Source organism: Fibrobacter sp. UWT2 (assembly GCF_900142545.1).
Taxonomy (GTDB): domain Bacteria; phylum Fibrobacterota; class Fibrobacteria; order Fibrobacterales; family Fibrobacteraceae; genus Fibrobacter.
Genome location: NZ_FRBF01000004.1, coordinates 117,437 through 133,724 on the forward strand (window position 1 = coordinate 117,437; position 16,288 = coordinate 133,724).

The 16,288-nt window shown below is 51.2% G+C and carries 15 protein-coding genes; 3 read left to right on the forward strand and 12 right to left on the reverse strand.

The window, feature by feature from the left end:
- Positions 1 to 184: 184 nt before the first annotated feature.
- The 3 genes from BUA40_RS03880 to BUA40_RS03890 all read left to right on the forward strand — a co-directional run bounded on the left by BUA40_RS03880 (position 185) and on the right by BUA40_RS03890 (position 3,038).
- A complete protein-coding gene (locus tag BUA40_RS03880; protein ID WP_072798582.1) occupies positions 185 to 1,216 on the forward strand; it encodes a hypothetical protein in 1,032 nt (343 codons plus the stop codon).
- Between the two features lies 1 nt (position 1,217).
- Positions 1,218 to 1,688 (forward strand): hypothetical protein, encoded by a 471-nt coding sequence (locus BUA40_RS03885; protein ID WP_143149685.1) that lies wholly within the window; start codon positions 1,218 to 1,220, stop codon positions 1,686 to 1,688.
- Between the two features lie 63 nt (positions 1,689 to 1,751).
- The gene (locus BUA40_RS03890) at positions 1,752 to 3,038 is read left to right on the forward strand and encodes an FISUMP domain-containing protein (RefSeq protein WP_178299532.1); all 1,287 of its coding nucleotides are present in this window, start codon (positions 1,752 to 1,754) and stop codon (positions 3,036 to 3,038) included.
- 84 nt (positions 3,039 to 3,122) lie between these two features.
- On the opposite strand, the gene BUA40_RS03895 is transcribed toward BUA40_RS03890, so the two are convergent.
- Genes BUA40_RS03895 through BUA40_RS03950 form a run of 12 tightly spaced genes read right to left on the reverse strand, consistent with a single transcriptional unit; the run spans position 3,123 to position 16,067 of the window.
- Positions 3,123 to 4,556: an NADH-quinone oxidoreductase subunit N gene (locus BUA40_RS03895; protein ID WP_072798589.1), complete on the reverse strand. Its 1,434-nt coding sequence runs from the start codon at positions 4,554 to 4,556 to the stop codon at positions 3,123 to 3,125.
- Positions 4,557 to 4,564: 8 nt separating this feature from the next.
- Positions 4,565 to 6,076 carry a complex I subunit 4 family protein gene (locus BUA40_RS03900; protein WP_072798591.1) on the reverse strand — a complete coding sequence of 504 codons (1,512 nt, stop codon included), beginning with the start codon at positions 6,074 to 6,076 and terminating at the stop codon, positions 4,565 to 4,567.
- Positions 6,077 to 6,090: 14 nt separating this feature from the next.
- A complete protein-coding gene (gene nuoL, locus BUA40_RS03905; RefSeq protein WP_072798594.1) occupies positions 6,091 to 8,046 on the reverse strand; it encodes an NADH-quinone oxidoreductase subunit L in 1,956 nt (651 codons plus the stop codon).
- Entirely contained in the window at positions 8,039 to 8,335 is a 297-nt protein-coding gene (nuoK, locus tag BUA40_RS03910; RefSeq protein WP_255369194.1) for an NADH-quinone oxidoreductase subunit NuoK, read from the reverse strand. The genes nuoL and nuoK overlap by 8 nt, the downstream gene beginning before the upstream one ends.
- A gap of 5 nt (positions 8,336 to 8,340) precedes the next feature.
- Entirely contained in the window at positions 8,341 to 8,919 is a 579-nt protein-coding gene (locus BUA40_RS03915; RefSeq protein WP_072798599.1) for an NADH-quinone oxidoreductase subunit J family protein, read from the reverse strand.
- Positions 8,919 to 9,392 carry a 4Fe-4S binding protein gene (locus tag BUA40_RS03920; protein WP_072798601.1) on the reverse strand — a complete coding sequence of 158 codons (474 nt, stop codon included), beginning with the start codon at positions 9,390 to 9,392 and terminating at the stop codon, positions 8,919 to 8,921. The genes BUA40_RS03915 and BUA40_RS03920 overlap by 1 nt, the downstream gene beginning before the upstream one ends.
- A gap of 1 nt (position 9,393) precedes the next feature.
- Positions 9,394 to 10,512: a complex I subunit 1/NuoH family protein gene (locus BUA40_RS03925; RefSeq protein WP_072798603.1), complete on the reverse strand. Its 1,119-nt coding sequence runs from the start codon at positions 10,510 to 10,512 to the stop codon at positions 9,394 to 9,396.
- Positions 10,513 to 10,515: 3 nt separating this feature from the next.
- Entirely contained in the window at positions 10,516 to 11,655 is a 1,140-nt protein-coding gene (locus BUA40_RS03930; protein WP_072798605.1) for an NADH-quinone oxidoreductase subunit D, read from the reverse strand.
- Positions 11,655 to 12,914: an NADH-quinone oxidoreductase subunit NuoB gene (gene nuoB, locus BUA40_RS03935; RefSeq protein WP_072798607.1), complete on the reverse strand. Its 1,260-nt coding sequence runs from the start codon at positions 12,912 to 12,914 to the stop codon at positions 11,655 to 11,657. The genes BUA40_RS03930 and nuoB overlap by 1 nt, the downstream gene beginning before the upstream one ends.
- Before the next feature lie 4 nt (positions 12,915 to 12,918).
- Entirely contained in the window at positions 12,919 to 13,299 is a 381-nt protein-coding gene (locus tag BUA40_RS03940) for an NADH-quinone oxidoreductase subunit A (protein ID WP_072798610.1), read from the reverse strand.
- A 27-nt stretch (positions 13,300 to 13,326) separates the two neighbouring features.
- Entirely contained in the window at positions 13,327 to 13,920 is a 594-nt protein-coding gene (locus BUA40_RS03945; RefSeq protein ID WP_072798612.1) for a hypothetical protein, read from the reverse strand.
- Positions 13,917 to 16,067: a RelA/SpoT family protein gene (locus BUA40_RS03950; RefSeq protein WP_255369196.1), complete on the reverse strand. Its 2,151-nt coding sequence runs from the start codon at positions 16,065 to 16,067 to the stop codon at positions 13,917 to 13,919. Before BUA40_RS03950 ends, BUA40_RS03945 begins: the two co-directional genes overlap by 4 nt.
- Positions 16,068 to 16,288 lie beyond the last annotated feature (221 nt).

Here is a 16,288-nt window from a genome sequence, read left to right on the forward strand (position 1 = left end):
CTTAAATGTGTACACAAAATGAACGATTTTCAAGACGTGTTACTCCTCACACAAATTTGCAAAGAAAGCAGTTTTTTTTGAAAATGTTCAAAAAAGCCGATGAAATGCAAAAATCAGGTTTCAAAATGTTTGCATAGAGGTTGTCAATAAAGTATATTTAGAAAGGATTAAAAAAGGAGAACTTATGAAAAAGATCCTATTAAGTGTACTCGTTCTTGCCGTTGCCTTGTTTGCCGCCGAAAAGGTTTACCTTGCTCCGGTTGGCCTTACTGGTATGCATGACGACTATGCCGTGGCTTCTTCCAAGCTCATGAAGGCATACATTGAAGATGACGGCCGCTTTATCTTGGTGGTGGGAACTGCAGAAGATTCTGTTACTGCTGACAACCAGGAAGCTGTGCAGAAGAAGGCTGCCGAAAAGGGCTGCTCCAAGTACATTATTGCCGAATTTACTCGCCTCGGTGAAAATGTCATTATGTCCTTCAAACTTTATAAAGTCGGTTCTGAAGCTCCGATTTGGGATGACCGCCTCAAGGCCCGCAATCCCGATGACTTCGATCCGATTATCCAGCGTGTGGCTCGCAATATCGGTACCAAGCGCAAGGCTGTGGATGATTCCGATATTTACAGCGTGACCGAACAGGAAACGAAGACTCCGAAGCGCAAGGGCGTCAATGCTTATATCGGTATGTCCGTGGGTGGCCTCATGGCTGTTCAGCCCGATGTGGAAGTCTTTGCTGGACTTGATTTCTGGCTCCTTTACGATGCTCAGGTGATTTTATTCGGTATCGATTGGGACATGTACGGCCTGGGTGACGATGCTCCCCTTGATTACATGGACTTTGCCATTTCGGCTTACTATCCCTTCGGAACCAAGGCGATTACTCCCTTTGTGGGCGGTGGCCTTGCCTTCAGCCAAACCGAATACCAGAGCGACATGCCGAGCGAATATCGCCGCAACTCCTATAGCTACTACTACGACGACAATGATTATTCTAGCGAAAAGTCCGGACTTACTGGCTTTATCGGTGGTGGCGTGATGTTTAACCGTTCTAGCCGTGTGATGTTCATTGCCCAGGTAAAGTATATGCTGAACTTCTACAAGAACGACATCTACAGTTCCAAGAAGAACGAAAACGGCGATACGATTATCTCGGCCAAGGATCACGCTATTCAGGGCTTGATTTTCAACGTAGGCATCGGTTACGGGTTCTAGCATGTTTGCTAAACGATTCGGCCGGATAATGCTTGTTGCTTTTGTGGCGACAATGCTTTCCGGCTGTTATTTTGGACGCTCTACGATTAGGGCTTCTGACGGTGGATCTTACGACATCTATGCCGATGGTCGGTATCTCTGTTCTACGGATGAGGATTGTTCCGTAACGACTCGTGGCGGCATGGGCAAGACCTTGTTTGAAGCACAAAAGGGTGAAACCGTGGTGGGGCAGGATATTGTTTCCCGCGAAATAACGTTTGCATCCGTTATTTGGATGCCCTTCACTTATTGCCTATCTTTGTTTGTCTATCAGGCGTACCCTGATGAAATTGTCATTCCGATTGATCCTGCGCTTGTTCCTGCGAATAGTGGAAATTCTTGGCAGGCGGAATCTTCTCCGACGCCGTCGGCAACAACGACGAGAACGACTCAATCGACGGGTGGAAGCGTTTGGGATAAACCGATTTATTGATGGAGGAAAAATGAAGTTTTCATGGAGTCTTCTATTAGGGGGTGCTTTTTTTCCGTATTCTTTTTGGCTTGTTCGGAAAGTGAAGAGCATGTCGTCAAGACAATCTCTGACTATGAATTGAACGGAATTACCATCAAGGATGGCTTTTATACCGACAATCGTGATAATCACAAATATCGGATTATGATGGCCAAAAGTCCAGAGTCGTATGTGGATGATTATGACTTGTGGTTTGCCGAAAATTTGGATTATGTGGATTCTGCACTAGAAGATAGTTCCTGGTGCTATGAAGACAATAAGGACAACTGTGAAAAATACGGTAGACTTTATAATTGGTCCGCCGCGCAAAAAGCTTGTCCGGAAGGGTGGCATGTGCCAAGTCGTACTGACTGGGAAAACCTTTATAAGGCTATAGATGGTGACCGAATTGAACCTGCCGGTACCAAACTGAAAACCGTTGATCAATGGCAGAACGGTGATTCTGTGTCGCAGGGCTCCAACCGTTATGGATTTTATGGACTTCCTGCCGGTCGAAAGAATGTCGAAGGAGGTTGGCTTCCGACGGGTAAGTTTGCCTATTTCTGGTCAAGTACGGCATCTATTGCAGACGCTGAAATCGCTAATGGTTGGCAGCTGACTTATGAAACAGATGTGCTTGGATATGGAGAATATTACAAGGGACATGGAATGTCCGTGCGTTGCATGGCTTCTAGGACTTGGGCGACTAAAGATGTCTTCCATATCGAAGGGGACTTTGATTCTACGTACTTAGAAGAGATTCCGCGTCACGAAGGTAAGTTGGAATACAAGGGCCAAACGTACAAGACGATAGAAATTTGGGGTAAAACCTATATGGCCGAGAATATGAATTACGAAACCGGAAATAGTTGGTGCTACAACAATAGTGCTGATTCCTGCAAAAAGTACGGTCGCCTGTATGACAAGGAAACTGCGGCTAAAGTATGCCCTGAAGGTTGGAAACTGATGACCGCCACGGTTTCGGAAGAAGTGGATACGAGTGAACGCGCTGCTGTTTTGCGAGCAATGGGCGTGTCGCGTACCCTTTATGATTTTACCGCTGAAGAAACCAAGTCAATTGAAGGATGGGTGAAGGAACCTGGCAACAATATATCGGGCTTTAATCTGCTTCCGGCTGGAGGCTATGACATTGGCAGCGAATCTTTCTTTGACTTAGGCTACACGGCCTATTTGTGGGTAAATAAGGAATACGCTGATTCAGCAGATTTGCACGATACGATTTCGGTAGCTCTGCGCTATTTTGACGTGAATTTCAATATTGCAGAAAACGGCGGAAACTTTGCTTACTCTGTCCGCTGCTTGAAAGAATAATTAGAAACGATATTAAACAACAAACGCCTCGTTTACACGAGGCGTTTTGCTTATAAGGTTAGAGCGGTCTTACCGTGAGCAGTCTTAAAAAGTAAAGCCTGCGAAGATGTTGTCGCTCAGGAACGGTAGTACACCGAGAACGATCACCGCGACAGTCAAGAGAACAATCACGGCGCGCTGACGCTTGGTCATGCGGAGCGGATTTAGGTGTTCGTCCGTGTCGTCAATCCATGCGCTCTTAATCAGCTGCAAGTAGTAGAACAGCGCAAGTACGTTGTTCAGTACGGCGAAGGCGACGATGCCGTAGTGGCCCGTAGAAGCACCGCTGAAGAACAGGTGGAACTTACCGAAGAAACCTGCAAGAGGCGGAATGCCCGCAAGGCTGAACATGGCGACGGCAAGAGCGATGGCGAGCATGGGTTTCTGCTTGGAAAGTCCACGCAAGGAATTGAATGTCTCTTCGCGGTGATGCCCGATAATGCCGAAGATGAAGAAGGCGAGGTAATTAGAAACCGCGTAAACGAACAGGTAGTAGATAATGGCTGTCTTTGCAGTGGCTGCAGGACCGAGGAGGGCAACCATGATATAGCCGGCTTGAGCGATAGAGCTGTAGGCCATGAAGCGGCGGAGCCTGAACTGCTTTAACGCGCCAAGGTTACCAACAAAGAGCGTGGTTCCTGCAAGGAGCGCGATGAACGGGGCAACCTGTTCTTGAATCGGGGCCAGGGGGCCAAAGACCAACACCACGAGGAAGGCGATAGCGGTAGCTTTCGAGGTTACCGAGAGAATGGCCGTTACCGGAGTGGGAGCGCCTTCGTAAACGTCAGGGGCCCAGGTGTAGAACGGGAACAGGGTGAGCTTGAAGCCGATACCGGCAAACAGGAACAGCACTGCAATCCACAGCAGGGGAGAGGTGCCTGCGGCAACGGCTTGCTGAATCGCTTCAAAGTGAATGGATCCGGCGAAACCGTACAGGTAGCTGAATCCGAAGAGCTCGAAGGCTGTGGCCACGGAGCCCATCAAAATGTACTTGGTGGCTGCTTCAGAACCATATTGGTCTTGCTTATTCCAAGCGGCAAGGGCATACATCGGAATCGTTGCGATTTCAAGGCCCAAGAAGAAGGTGAGCAAGTCGCAGGCCGAAACGACGGTAACGCCGCCGAAGGTGGCGAAGGCTACGGTGCCGATAAATTCCGCAATCTGGTGCATGGCGGGCTTTCCGTCGCCGCCGTGTTCGAAGTAATCTTTGGCAAGCCAGATGCCGAGAATGGCGGACACCATGAGAACTTCGCGCATGAGCACGCCAAAGTCGTCGATGTGCCAGTTGTTAATGAAGAACCTGCCTGTTCCGCTGGCAAGCGGAATGAGGTTCAGTAGCACGAAAATCAGGATGAAGCCGATATTCGCGATGCGCCAGGACACTTTAGAGCGGTCGGTGCAAAAGAGTCTACTCCCGATAACGATAAACGGGAACAATAGCAGGAGTAAGTCGGGTATGATAAAATTAGAGATATACATGGTAAAATCTATAATGCAGAGTTAATCTTCTCAAAAATAGGTGCAATACTCTGGTCGAGCATGTCGGCAATCCATCCGGGGAACACACCAATCAAAAGGAGGCAAAGAACCAAGACCACGACCACGATTTTTTCGCGGAAGCAAGCGTCGGTAAGTGTTGCGTACTTGGCAGGCATATTGCCGTGCAACATTCGGTTAGCTGTTTGCAAGATGTAAACGGCGGTTGTCGTAATCGAGAGGATCGCAAGCACTGTCACGACACGGGTGATGGTGGAATCTTGCTGGAAGGCTCCGATAAAGATGTTGCTTTCGGCGATGAATCCGCTGAAGCCCGGGAGGCCGAGGCCTGCAAAGCCTGCAATCACAAAACCTACGCCGAGGAACGGAAGCTTGCGCATGATGCCGCCCATTTCGGTGATGTCGCGGGTGTGGGTGCGTTCATAAATCATGCCGATGGTAGCGAAGAACAGCCCCGTCAAGAAACCGTGAGAAATCATCTGGAGGCTTGCACCGCGGAGACCTACGGGGGTCATGGCGGCAAGGCCGAGGAAGATGAGGCCCAAGTGGCTAATGGAACTGTAGGCAGTAATGTACTTGAGGTCTTTGTGGCGAAGCGCAATGAAGGGACCGAGCACCACGTTAAAGATCAAGAGCGCTACAACATAGGGGAGCCAAATCTTGGCGGCTTCAGGCATCAGGAACATGGCAATGCGCAAGCAGCCGTAGGCGCCCATCTTCATCATGACACCGGCTGCCAGCATCGAGACTGCGGTCGGTGCGGCGGAGTGGCCGTCCGGACTCCAGAAGTGGAACGGGAACAGGGAACTCGAAACGGCGAATCCCATGAACATGAGCGGGAATGCCCACATCTGGAAATCCATCGGGAGCGTTACCTTGGAAAGTTCCACAATGCTCCAACTGCTGATTCCGCTTTCAAAATAAAGACCGAACAGAGTTGCCAAAATCATGGAAGAGCCGAAGGCGAGCGTCAAGGTCAGCTTTTTACCGCCGTAGTCCTTGCGGCCGGAACCGTAGCCTGCAATCATCAGGTACATGCAGAGCGCTTCCATTTCGTAGAATACAAAGAACAGCACCAAGTCCATGCTCATGAACACTCCGTAGACGCTGGTGGCCAAGAGCTGGATGAGCGCGAAGAATACCTTTTGGTTTCCTTTGATGTTCCAACTGACGAGAATGCCTCCCCAGACGATGACTGCCGTCAGGAACAGCAGGAACATGTTCAGACCATCGGCGCCGACAGAGTAGTGGGCGTTCAATGTATGAATCCAGGGAATGTCCATGTAGTAATGCAGAAGGAGCGGGGCGGAATCAGCGCTTGCCGAACCGATGCCAAGCGTGTAGAGCCTATAAGTCAAGTGGCCTACAAGCAACAGCACGAGTGTTCCCGAGAACGCATGGATGGTCTTGAGAAGCGATTCCTTATGGGAGGGAATCGGAGCGCAGACCAGCACCGTGAAAAGCGGGATAATCCAGATTAAGTTAAAAAGCAAAGTGTCCATAATCAAACCTTACCTTACAGGGGAAGCTGCCCCAAAAAACGCCACAACAAAAGGCCAACAATCAGGGTGCCCAAATAGAAACTCAAATTGCCACCCTGGGCGTAGCGTACCAAGTCGCCCAGCTTGTGTACAAACCAGACGCAGAAGGCGAGAATTCCTTCGATAATGTAGTCTTGAATGAATCTAGCCACGCGAGCGATGCCGCCAATGACGAACTGGCGAACCACGGCGTAGTACATTTCGTCGAAGTAGAACTTGTGATAGACCACTTTGTACAAGCCGCTGCGGTTTGTTTCGTCGAGGGCGCGTTCCACTTTAGCCTTGGGGCTTGCGTAGAAGAACCATGCAATCAAGAGCGCGACGGCTGCTACAGCCACGGCAACGTACGGAATCCATTCAGCGTGGGGAAGCAATACCAGTTGCGGAACGCGGAGTCTACCCGGCACAAAGTAATGTTCGAAGAGTCCCTTGCCCAAGATACCGCTCAAGAGAGCCGGTACGGCGAGAATCACAATAGGAAGCGTCATGAAGAAGTCTTCGTGCACATGACCTTCAGCAACGGACTTGCAACGGGGCTTGCCGTGGAAGGCGAGGAAGAACAGGCGGAACATGTAGAAGGTGGTGAGTCCGCTTGTGAGGAGTGCCAAGGCGAAGACCACGTAATGGTGCCCCTGGAATGCTGCCAAGATGATTTCGTCCTTCGAGAAGAATCCGGAGAAGGGCGGAATACCTGCGATTGCCAGCACGCAAATGAGGCTGCTCCAGTAGGTGAGCGGCATCTTCTTGCGGAGTCCACCCATGGCGTCGAGGTCGTTGGTATGCACCTGGTGAATCAGGCTACCCGCAATCAAGAACAAGGCGCACTTAAAGAAGGCGTGCGTAAAGATGTGGAAGGTGGAGGCTGTCCAACCGGTGGTAATCACGGCGTCGCCGATTTTGCAGGCGCCCAGTGCAAACATCATGTAGCCCAGCTGCGAAAGAGTAGAGTAGGCGAGAATGCGCTTGATGTCCTTTTGCGTGCAGGCGATGACTGCGGCAAAGACCATCGTGAAGGCGCCCACCCACATAATCAGCGTGAGGGAGTTGCCGCAAACGGCGAAGAAGGGGAAGAGTCTAGCAACTAGGTAAACACCGGCCACCACCATGGTGGCACTGTGAATGATCGAAGAAACCGGGGTCGGACCTTCCATAGCGTTCGGAAGCCAGATATGCATCGGGAACATGGCCGACTTGCCCCAGCCACCGGTAAAGATAAGAATGGAACCGAGAATGAGGGCGTCTGCCTTGGTGACCACCATCAGGCCCAAATCAATAGTTTCTTTTCTGAAAACGGAAAGGGTAAGGCCGTTCAGGGCGAAGAAATCGAAGCTCTGTACCACATAGCTCACGATCACGATACCCAGCAAGAAGAAGCTGTCGGCAAAGCGGGTGAGAATGAAGGCTTGTTTCGATGCGCTCACGGCCGAGGGCTTATGGTACCAGAAACCGATGAGGAGGTAACTGGAAACGCCCACCAGTTCCCAGAAGATGAACATCTGGAAGAGGTTGGTGGCGGCCACGAGGCCCAGCATGCTGAAGCTGAACAGCGAAAGAATCGAGAAGAATCGGCCGGCAGAGCGGTCGCCCTTCATGTAGCCGATACTGTAGATGTTCACCAAGAAAGAAATCACGGTGACCACCACAAGCATCATGACGGACAGCGGGTCAATCAGGAGTCCGATTTTTGCGGCAAAATTTTCCGCAAAATTCAGGAATGGGAAGTCGAACAGAACCGCTTTCTGGGGGGCGAATGTAGAACTGAAGTAGTGGACTGCCACAATCAGGGCGGCAATCATTGCAATTCCGTTGCCGATGACAGCGAAGCCTGCGGCAGCCTTGTCCGATTTGCGGCCCAAGAAGAGTCCGTTTACCGCGAATACGAGAAGCGGCATCAAGAAAATCAAGTAGCTGATGGAAACGTCATTAATCATGGAGGTCCCTCAACTGTTCAACGTCCAGACTCTTGTAGCGACGATACATCGACACGATAATGGCGAGTGCAATCGCCATTTCGCAGGCGGTCACTGCAATCACGAAAATGCTGAAGAGCGCACCTGCAGTAGAGTCTTTTGCGCTAAAGTAAGCAAAAGAAATAAAGTTGATGTTGGCGGCGTTCAGCATGAGTTCAATAGAAATCAGCATGCCGATCAAGTGGCGGCGACGCATAAGGCCCCAGACGCCAATGCCGAACAGCAAAAACGCAAGAATAAGACAATTCATCAAAGTCATTTTTCTTCGTCCTCCTTCCCTTTACGGGCGATAGTGATGGCGCATATTAGAGTCATCAACAGGAGAATACTTACTACTTCAAAAGGAATTACGAAGCCGTCGGGACCGTAACCCAAAAGCCTGAGAGCAAAAGCCTTCAGGGAGGCGTAGCCTTCGGGAGCAGCCACAGCGCTGGTCGAAAGAGCTTCGATGGGCAAGAGGCACTTGACCATGACCAGGGTGAAAATGATGGAAAGGGCGAAAGCCGCAAACACTCGCGGAATTTTCACGGCGAAGGCATCTTCGCCGAGGCGGCTTGTGAGTAGGATCGTGAATACCACGAAAATCACCACGCCGCCCACATAGACCATCACCTGTGCCAAAGCCGTAAATTCAGCGTGCAGCAGCAAGTAAAGGATGGCGGTTCCCACAAAGGAGAAAATCAGGAACACGGCACTCTGCAGAATGTTCTTGACGGCTACCGTGCAGACGGCGGTCACCAACATAAAGAGTGCGACTACATAAAATGCAAGATCCATGCCGCCGGTGGGGAAGGCAAGGTTCTGGGGAATTAAACCGGAAAGCGTTGCAAGCATTAGCCTTGGCCCTCCTTCTTGTTAAGAATCATTTCGAGCGTATTCGGATCGGTCGTGGCGACTTCGAACGCCTGACTCATACGGATGGCACCGAAGGGACATGCCTCTACGCAAAGGCCGCACTGGGTGCAGCTGGCAAAGTGATAAACGTAGCGGCCCAGCACCTTCTTGCCTGCGATGTTCTTGGTCGAAAGCACGTTGATGGAGGCGTTGGGGCATGCACGTTCGCACATGCCGCAGGCGGTGCAGTGGTTGTTGCCGTCGGCGTCTTCGATCATTTCGAGACGGCCACGGTAACGCTCGTGCATCTTGAGGGTCTTCTTGTTCTCGGGGTATTGTTCCGTCACAATGCGCCGAGGATCAAAAAAGTACTTTAACGATACGGATAAACCGCAGATAAGGCTCCACGGACCCGTAATGCAGCGCTTCAGGTAGCGCTTGATGTATCGACGTGTTGAAATTCGTTCTTGCATATTAGACCAAAATCATGTAAATTGCGCCGGCGGCCAATAGAACCAGGTTTACCGGCAAAAGGAACTTCCATTCAAAGGCCATGAGCTGGTCGACACGCGGGCGGACAAAGGTCCAACGAACCATCATGTAGCACCAAATCATAAAGTAAATCTTCGCGAAGAACCATACGAAGCCGGGAACCATCTGCAGGTAAGTGTCGATTGCTTCGACGCCGATACAGGGGGCATGGAAACCACCCAAGAAACAGGTGGCGGCCAAAGCCGAGTTCGTGACCAGCGCAATGTATTCAGCCAGGTAGAACATGGCGAACGGAGTGCCGTTGTATTCCGTGTGGTAGCCGCCGGTGAGTTCCTGTTCTGCTTCGGCGATGTCGAAGGGAGCGCGGTTCATTTCGGCGGTACTAGAAATAAAGAACAGAATAAAGGCGATGAATCCGATGACCGGAATCTTGAAGATAAACCAGTCAAGAACGGTACCAGACTGGCTCATGGTAATGTCCATCAGGTTCGTGGAACCGGAAACCATGACGACGAACAAGAGGATCATGGCGAAAGAAATTTCGTAGCTGATCATCTGGGCGCCGCTACGGAGTGCGCCGAGCAGGGAATACTTGTTGTTACTGCTCCAGCCGCCGAGCAAAATGCCCAGCACGCCGAAACCGTTCACGGCGATAATCATCGGGATGCCCATATCGATGTCGGCAACCACCAGGTTCTTGTCAAAGGGAATCAGGGCGCAGACGATAAACGGAGCGATGAGCACGATGAGCGGAGCTACGTAGAACATCAGCTTGTCGGCGCCACTGGGGGAGTAGACTTCCTTGAAGAGCATCTTGATCACGTCGGCGATGGTCTGCAGTGTACCATGCCAACCGAGGCGCATGGGGCCCAAACGGCATTGCACGTGGGCGCAAACCTTGCGTTCCATGTAGATAAGAATGGGGGCGGAGCCGATGTTTACGGCACAAACGGCTACGATACAAATCAGGGCGTTCACGAGGAATGCGGTGATGCTATCGAGAGTTGCGTTGTGCAAAGCATCCGGCAAGTATGCCGTGAGTTTTGGAACCCAGCTGCGAACAAAGTCGCCAATCGGATGTGTTACAGAAGGTACAAACATAAATTACCTGTCAATCTCTGGAATCACGGGGTCAAGCGTAGCCATAATGGTCACGAGGTCCGAAATCTTGTGACCCTGGGCCATCTTGTTGAGGGCCGCAATGTGGGGGAAGCTAGGACCGCGTGTGTGGATGCGGTAAGGCTTTTCGCCGGTGGTCGCTGCGACTACGTAAGTTGCATAGAGCCCCTTGGCCGTTTCGATTTCGCTGTAGTAGCGACCCACGGGCAGACGCACGGGCTTTTCTTTGCTGCGCCACGGACCGTCTTTCGGGAATTTCTCGATGCACTGGTACAGGATTCGCATGGACTCGTGGATTTCGGCGATACGGACGGTGTAGCGGTCGTAGCAGTCGCCGGTGTAGGTCACGGGAACGTCAAATTGTAGCTGGTCGTAAATGCTGTAGGGGTTTGCCTTACGGACGTCGAAGTCGACGCCGCTGGCACGAAGGACCGGGCCGGAGCATCCGTAAGCGATGGCGTCTTCGGCGGAGAGAATGCCGATGCCCTTGCTACGTTCGAGCACGATGATGTTCTTCGAAAGGAATCTTTCGTAGTCCTTCATTGCGCCTTCCAAGTGCTTGAGGAATGCCTTTACGCGGTCGATAAAGTTTTCGGGAACGTCAAAGCGGCTGCCACCCGGTCTAAAGAAATTGGTGGTGAGGCGCGATCCGGTGACTTCTTCCAGAATGTCATGGATCATTTCGCGTTCCTTGAAGCCGAACAGCAAACAGGTTTGGCCGCCCAGGTCGCCGCCGAAGCAGCCGAAGAACACCAGGTGGCTGGCAATACGGCCGAGTTCCGAGAGCATAACGCGAATGTATTCGCCCTTTTCGGGAACGCCCACGTTCATGCCCTTTTCAAGAGCGATGACGACGCCCAGGTTGTTCTGAATGGCCGTCAAATAGTCCTGACGGTCAGACATCGCAATGTACTGGAGGTAGCTCATGGATTCCGCTTGCTTTTCCATACCGCGGTGGATGTAGCCAAAGTGCGGCACCACTTCCACGATGGTTTCGCCGTCCATGCGGAGGGCGAGACGCAAAGCACCGTGGGTACTCGGGTGCTGCGGACCCATGTTGATGAAAAATTCTTCGGTATTGGTTTCGCGGGTAATCTTGAATCCCGGGGGAAGTCTCGTTGCCATTATACGGGCCTCCTGATGATTTCGGGATGAGTAAAGTCTTTACGCAAGGGGTAACCTACAAAATCCTTGTCCAAGAAGATGCGGCGCAGGTCGGGGTGACCTTCAAAGTCAATGCCGAACATGTCGTAGACTTCGCGTTCCTTGACTTCGGCACCCGGGTACAGGTGACTGATGGTCGGGACCTTGCCGAGTAGCGATGTCGGACGCTTATCTTCGGGGATGTCAAAGTTTTTCTTGATTTGCACGCAGAAGAAAATCTTGTGGCCTTTTTCGATGCTGCGGAGCTGCGTCACCATGTCAAAGTGGTCGTCGTAGTCAATGGCGGTCACGTCGATCAGGTAGTTCATCTTGAACTCAGGATCGTTCTTCACGTATTCCACAGCGGGTAGGTAATCTTCCACATTAATCATCACTTCTAGCGGACGATCAGCCGGCATAGCGGCAACTACGTCTTCGATGGGGTCTTCGCTGTGCGTGTGCACGGTGATGTTCGGGAATTTCGCCTTGAGCTTCTTGTAGATGTCAAGCTGGCTTAAGCCGAAACGCTTGCAGGCGACTCGTTCCACTTCGGGGAAGTCTTCCTTTTTCACACGTACAGGCTTGAAGCTGCTCTTGTAATCCGGATTTTCTTCCTTGAATTTGGCGCGGGCTTCGGCCATTTCCTCGTCCTTGATGCGTTCAAGGGCTGCCCAAGCCTTTGCGGCTTCGCGGTAACGGTCCATGGTGGACACGTTGCGGATTTCGCCTTCGTGCCAAGGGTCGCGACACGTTTCCTTGAGGATTTTTTCACGCAGCGTAAGGAGACCGTGGAACAAGGCTTCGGGGCGAGGCGGGCAACCGGGAACGAATACGTCGACCGGAATCAGGTTCTGCGCCCCGCGCACCACAGCGTAGTTGTCGTAAATGAAGGGGCCACCGCTGATGGTGCAGGCGCCCATCGCAAGAACGTACTTGGGACCCGGCATCTGTTCCCAGAGCATCTGGAGAGCGGGCGCCATACGGCGGGTAATGGTTCCTGCGATAATGAAAAGGTCCGCCTGGCGGGGCGAAGCGCGGAACACTTCGGAGCCAAAGCGGGCAATATCGTAGCGGGCCATGGAGCTCGACATCATTTCGATGGCGCAGCAGCTGGTGCCGTAAGTAAGGGGCCAAATGGAGTTTGCTCGAGCCCAGTTGACAACGTAGTCAATCGCGTTGACGACGTACTTTCCACCGGGTATCGGGTCTAAAATCTTAGGGGCTAAGTTTATAATTCCCATCGTGTTATTCCCACTTGAGGATGCCTTTCTTCCAGGCGTATGCAAGTCCCGAAACGAGAATTGCCATGAAGATCACTAAGTCAATGACGACGATCGTCGGCGAGAGGGGAGAATTCCCGGCCATGATTTCCTTGTAGTTCGCCAGAACGGGGAACAGGAAAAGGGTTTCGATGTCGAACACTAAGAACAAAAGCGCAAAAAGGTAGTAACCCACCTTGAACTGGATTCGCGCATTGCCGATGGTTTCCATACCGCATTCGTAGGGCGCCATCTTGTTCTTGGTGTTCTTGGTGCGGTAACCCAGCAGAAGCCCTGTAACGGTAGCCGCTGCCGCGATAAACGCGCCCAGGAAAAGGAAGATTGAAAGGATGATGTACTCTGACATTTCTTGTGTCTCTTGTCTTTCTCTCGTTTAGTAAAAGTTCTGTAGCTCCTGAACCGTTCCAAACAGCGTGTTGCCTATTTGGAATCGGTCCAGCACGTGCCGCAACAAGTCCTTGAATTCGTCCAAGGTGGCGGCGTTCATTTCGTTCAGCTTTTCTTGAATGGCGTTCACGTAACCCGAGGCCACAGGCTTGGTCTTGAGGTCTTGCATTTCGCCAGCCCAGCGCTGCACCATTTGGTCGGTTTCGATTCGGGCAATCACGTAACGTGTGGTAGATAGTAGCTCTTGCAAAAAGTGAACCAGGAAGATTTCTTCTTGCAATATACCCCAACGCTTGTCCTTGGAATACATGGCCTTGTTTTCGGCCTTGCCATAGAAAATGGCAGCCTGAGCGTATTCCAGACAGGTCATGATCAATCTTTCGTAGCGCTTGATTTCTTTGCTCAAATTCTGGAACCAGATGGTGTCCGCCACGGAATTTTTCTCGGTCCGCTCAGCGACTTCGTTAGGGAAAATGGCCCTGAACGCATAGTACACTTCTTCGTAGTAACGGTTGCGCATTCTGCAGTTGAAGGCGCGGTTCTTTAAAGTGTAGTCGCTGTGGTGGAGCTTTGAAATCATGATTTTACCACCTGCTTAACGCCAGCAATGTTCTTGATAGCGGTAATGATTGAATCTACTTGTTCCTTGCGGAATGCCTTGAACACCAGTTTGATTCGTCCCGAATAATGTTGGCTTGCTGCTGAAATTCGTTCCAGAAATACGTTTGCCCGTTTGAGTTCCTGCAACACATCGAAGGTCATGTTCTTGCGGTTTTCCGTTTCGATGGTCAGGTGGGTCTCGAAGGAATGCTTGATGTCTTCGCTCCATTCCACGGCAATGCGTTGTTCCATGGGCAGGTTCTTAAGCTGCGGACAGTCGGCATTGTGGACTTCGATACCGATCTTCGGACGCAAGACGCCCATGACCGGATCGCCCGGAATCGGGCTACAGCACTTGGCGAAGTGGACCACCAAACTGGTTTCCTGGCCGATTTGCAGAGGCATTTCGTCTCTGCGGTCAGCCTTCAGGTCCTTGTTGAACATGGGGAAGAACCGGAGGGAATTTGATTCCTTCTGTGTGGTTTCGCCACCGTTCAAGAAACGCTGGATGTCCGACAGAGGCAGTTCGCCCTGCCCCAGTCGTTCGTAAAAGTCGTCCAGGGTGGGGGTGCCAAAGTACTTGCAGATAGACTCTTCGGAAGGACGCTTGTCCTTTTCGATTTTCTGAAGTCGGAGTTCGCGAACCCAAATTTCTTTACCCAGGTCGAGAGCCTGTTTCATAATGCTGGTTTTCATCCAGCGGCGCAGTTCCTGCTTGGCCTTCACGGTCTTTACCATGTCCAGCCATTCGGGGCTGGGTTCCTGGTTCGGGCTCTTGAGCACCTGGATGGTAGCTCCATGTTCGATTACCGTGTCCAGATTCACCACTTCGTCGTTGATTTTTGCGCCAATGCAGTGCAGGCCCAGTTCGGTGTGGACGGCAAATGCAAAGTCCAAGACGATGGAGCCTTGAGGCAGTTCAATAGAGGTTCCCTTAGGGGTAAATACCGTCATGCCCGAAGGTTTCAGGTCCACCTTCAAGAAGTCGAGGTATTCCTTGGAGTCGGAAATTTCCGATTGGAGCTTCACCATGTGGTTCAGCCATTCCAGTTCTTCGCCTTCGTGCTGGGTTTCCATTTTATAGGCCCAGTGGGCGGCGAATCCCTTTTCGGCGGTCAGGTCCATGTCCTTGGTACGGATTTGGACTTCCACCATCTTGTTTTCGGGACCGATCACCGTGGTGTGAATGCTCTGGTAAAGGTTCGGCTTCGGAGTCGCGATGTAGTCTTTGAAGCGGCTCTGCAGGGGCGTCCACAGGTTGTGGACGTAGCCCAAGGCCAAATAGCATTCGGGAATGGTGTCGACGATAATGCGAATGGCGAAAATATCGAAGATGTCTTCGAACTGGCACCCTCGGCTGAGCATCTTGTTGTAGATGCTGTAAATGTTCTTGGTGCGGCCCTGGATCGTACAGTCAAAATCTTCCAGTGCCATCTTGATTTGCAACGGTCCAATCACCGACTGGATGTACTTTTCGCGGGATTCCTTGTTTTCGATAAGGAGGTCCACCAGCTTTTGGTATTCATCGGGATTCACGTACTTGAAGCTTAAATCTTCAAGTTCGTTTTTCAGCTTGTAAAGACCGAATCGATGGGTAAGCGGAATGTAAATGTCCAGGGTTTCCTGGGCAATCAATTGCCTTTTTTCGGGTTTCATGTATCGCATGGTGCGCATGTTGTGGATGCGGTCTGCGATTTTAATCATGATAACCCGGGGGTCTTTGGCCATGGCCGTAATCAGTTTACGGTAGGTTTCCGCTTTTTGGGCTGTTTTGCTTGATTCTTGGGCGGCAGTAATCTTAGTGACGGCATCCACCATGAAGGCGGTGTCGTTTCCAAATTTTTCTGCGATTTCTTCGAGGGAATGGTCGGTATCTTCGACCACGTCATGGAGCAGCCCTGCCAAGACCGTGGATTGGTCCTGTTTGAGGTCAGCAAGGATTTTTGCCACTTCGTAAGGGTGCTCGGTATAGGGCATGCCGCTCTTGCGGTATTGACCTTCATGAGCCTCGGCGATAAAGGCAACAGCCTTTTCTAGAATCCCACGATCAAGGTTGGGATTCTTCTTTAAAAGCACGTCTACAATGTGCGTTTGGTTCGATGTGAGGCTCGCTTGTAACATCACCATAAATAATATCTAAAAAAACGCTCCTTGGAATGTCGAATTTTGCGAAATAAGCGAAAAATAAGGGTTTTTGCAGAACTCCCGCTGTTGTTTTTGTGAACAACACTTTGTTTTTCTGAACTATTTAATTAGGGCGGAGAAATACCTAATTTGCGGCTAGGTTAATGACACCTCGGGCTAGGAGTTGGTTTGGATATTTTCCCTAGCCCCGATAGGGATACTAT

Excerpts from the sequence above, each read along its gene's own strand:
- BUA40_RS03880 (WP_072798582.1), top strand. The coding sequence starts at position 185 with ATGAAAAAGATCCTATTAAGTGTACTCGTTCTTGCCGTTGCCTTGTTT.
- BUA40_RS03885 (WP_143149685.1), top strand. The coding sequence starts at position 1,218 with ATGTTTGCTAAACGATTCGGCCGGATAATGCTTGTTGCTTTTGTGGCG.
- BUA40_RS03895 (WP_072798589.1), bottom strand. The coding sequence starts at position 4,556 with ATGTATATCTCTAATTTTATCATACCCGACTTACTCCTGCTATTGTTC.
- BUA40_RS03900 (WP_072798591.1), bottom strand. The coding sequence starts at position 6,076 with ATGGACACTTTGCTTTTTAACTTAATCTGGATTATCCCGCTTTTCACG.
- nuoL (WP_072798594.1), bottom strand. The coding sequence starts at position 8,046 with ATGATTAATGACGTTTCCATCAGCTACTTGATTTTCTTGATGCCGCTT.
- nuoK (WP_255369194.1), bottom strand. The coding sequence starts at position 8,335 with ATGAATTGTCTTATTCTTGCGTTTTTGCTGTTCGGCATTGGCGTCTGG.
- BUA40_RS03915 (WP_072798599.1), bottom strand. The coding sequence starts at position 8,919 with ATGCTTGCAACGCTTTCCGGTTTAATTCCCCAGAACCTTGCCTTCCCC.
- BUA40_RS03920 (WP_072798601.1), bottom strand. The coding sequence starts at position 9,392 with ATGCAAGAACGAATTTCAACACGTCGATACATCAAGCGCTACCTGAAG.
- BUA40_RS03925 (WP_072798603.1), bottom strand. The coding sequence starts at position 10,512 with ATGTTTGTACCTTCTGTAACACATCCGATTGGCGACTTTGTTCGCAGC.
- BUA40_RS03930 (WP_072798605.1), bottom strand. The coding sequence starts at position 11,655 with ATGGCAACGAGACTTCCCCCGGGATTCAAGATTACCCGCGAAACCAAT.
- nuoB (WP_072798607.1), bottom strand. The coding sequence starts at position 12,914 with ATGGGAATTATAAACTTAGCCCCTAAGATTTTAGACCCGATACCCGGT.
- BUA40_RS03940 (WP_072798610.1), bottom strand. The coding sequence starts at position 13,299 with ATGTCAGAGTACATCATCCTTTCAATCTTCCTTTTCCTGGGCGCGTTT.
- BUA40_RS03945 (WP_072798612.1), bottom strand. The coding sequence starts at position 13,920 with ATGATTTCAAAGCTCCACCACAGCGACTACACTTTAAAGAACCGCGCC.
- BUA40_RS03950 (WP_255369196.1), bottom strand. The coding sequence starts at position 16,067 with ATGGTGATGTTACAAGCGAGCCTCACATCGAACCAAACGCACATTGTA.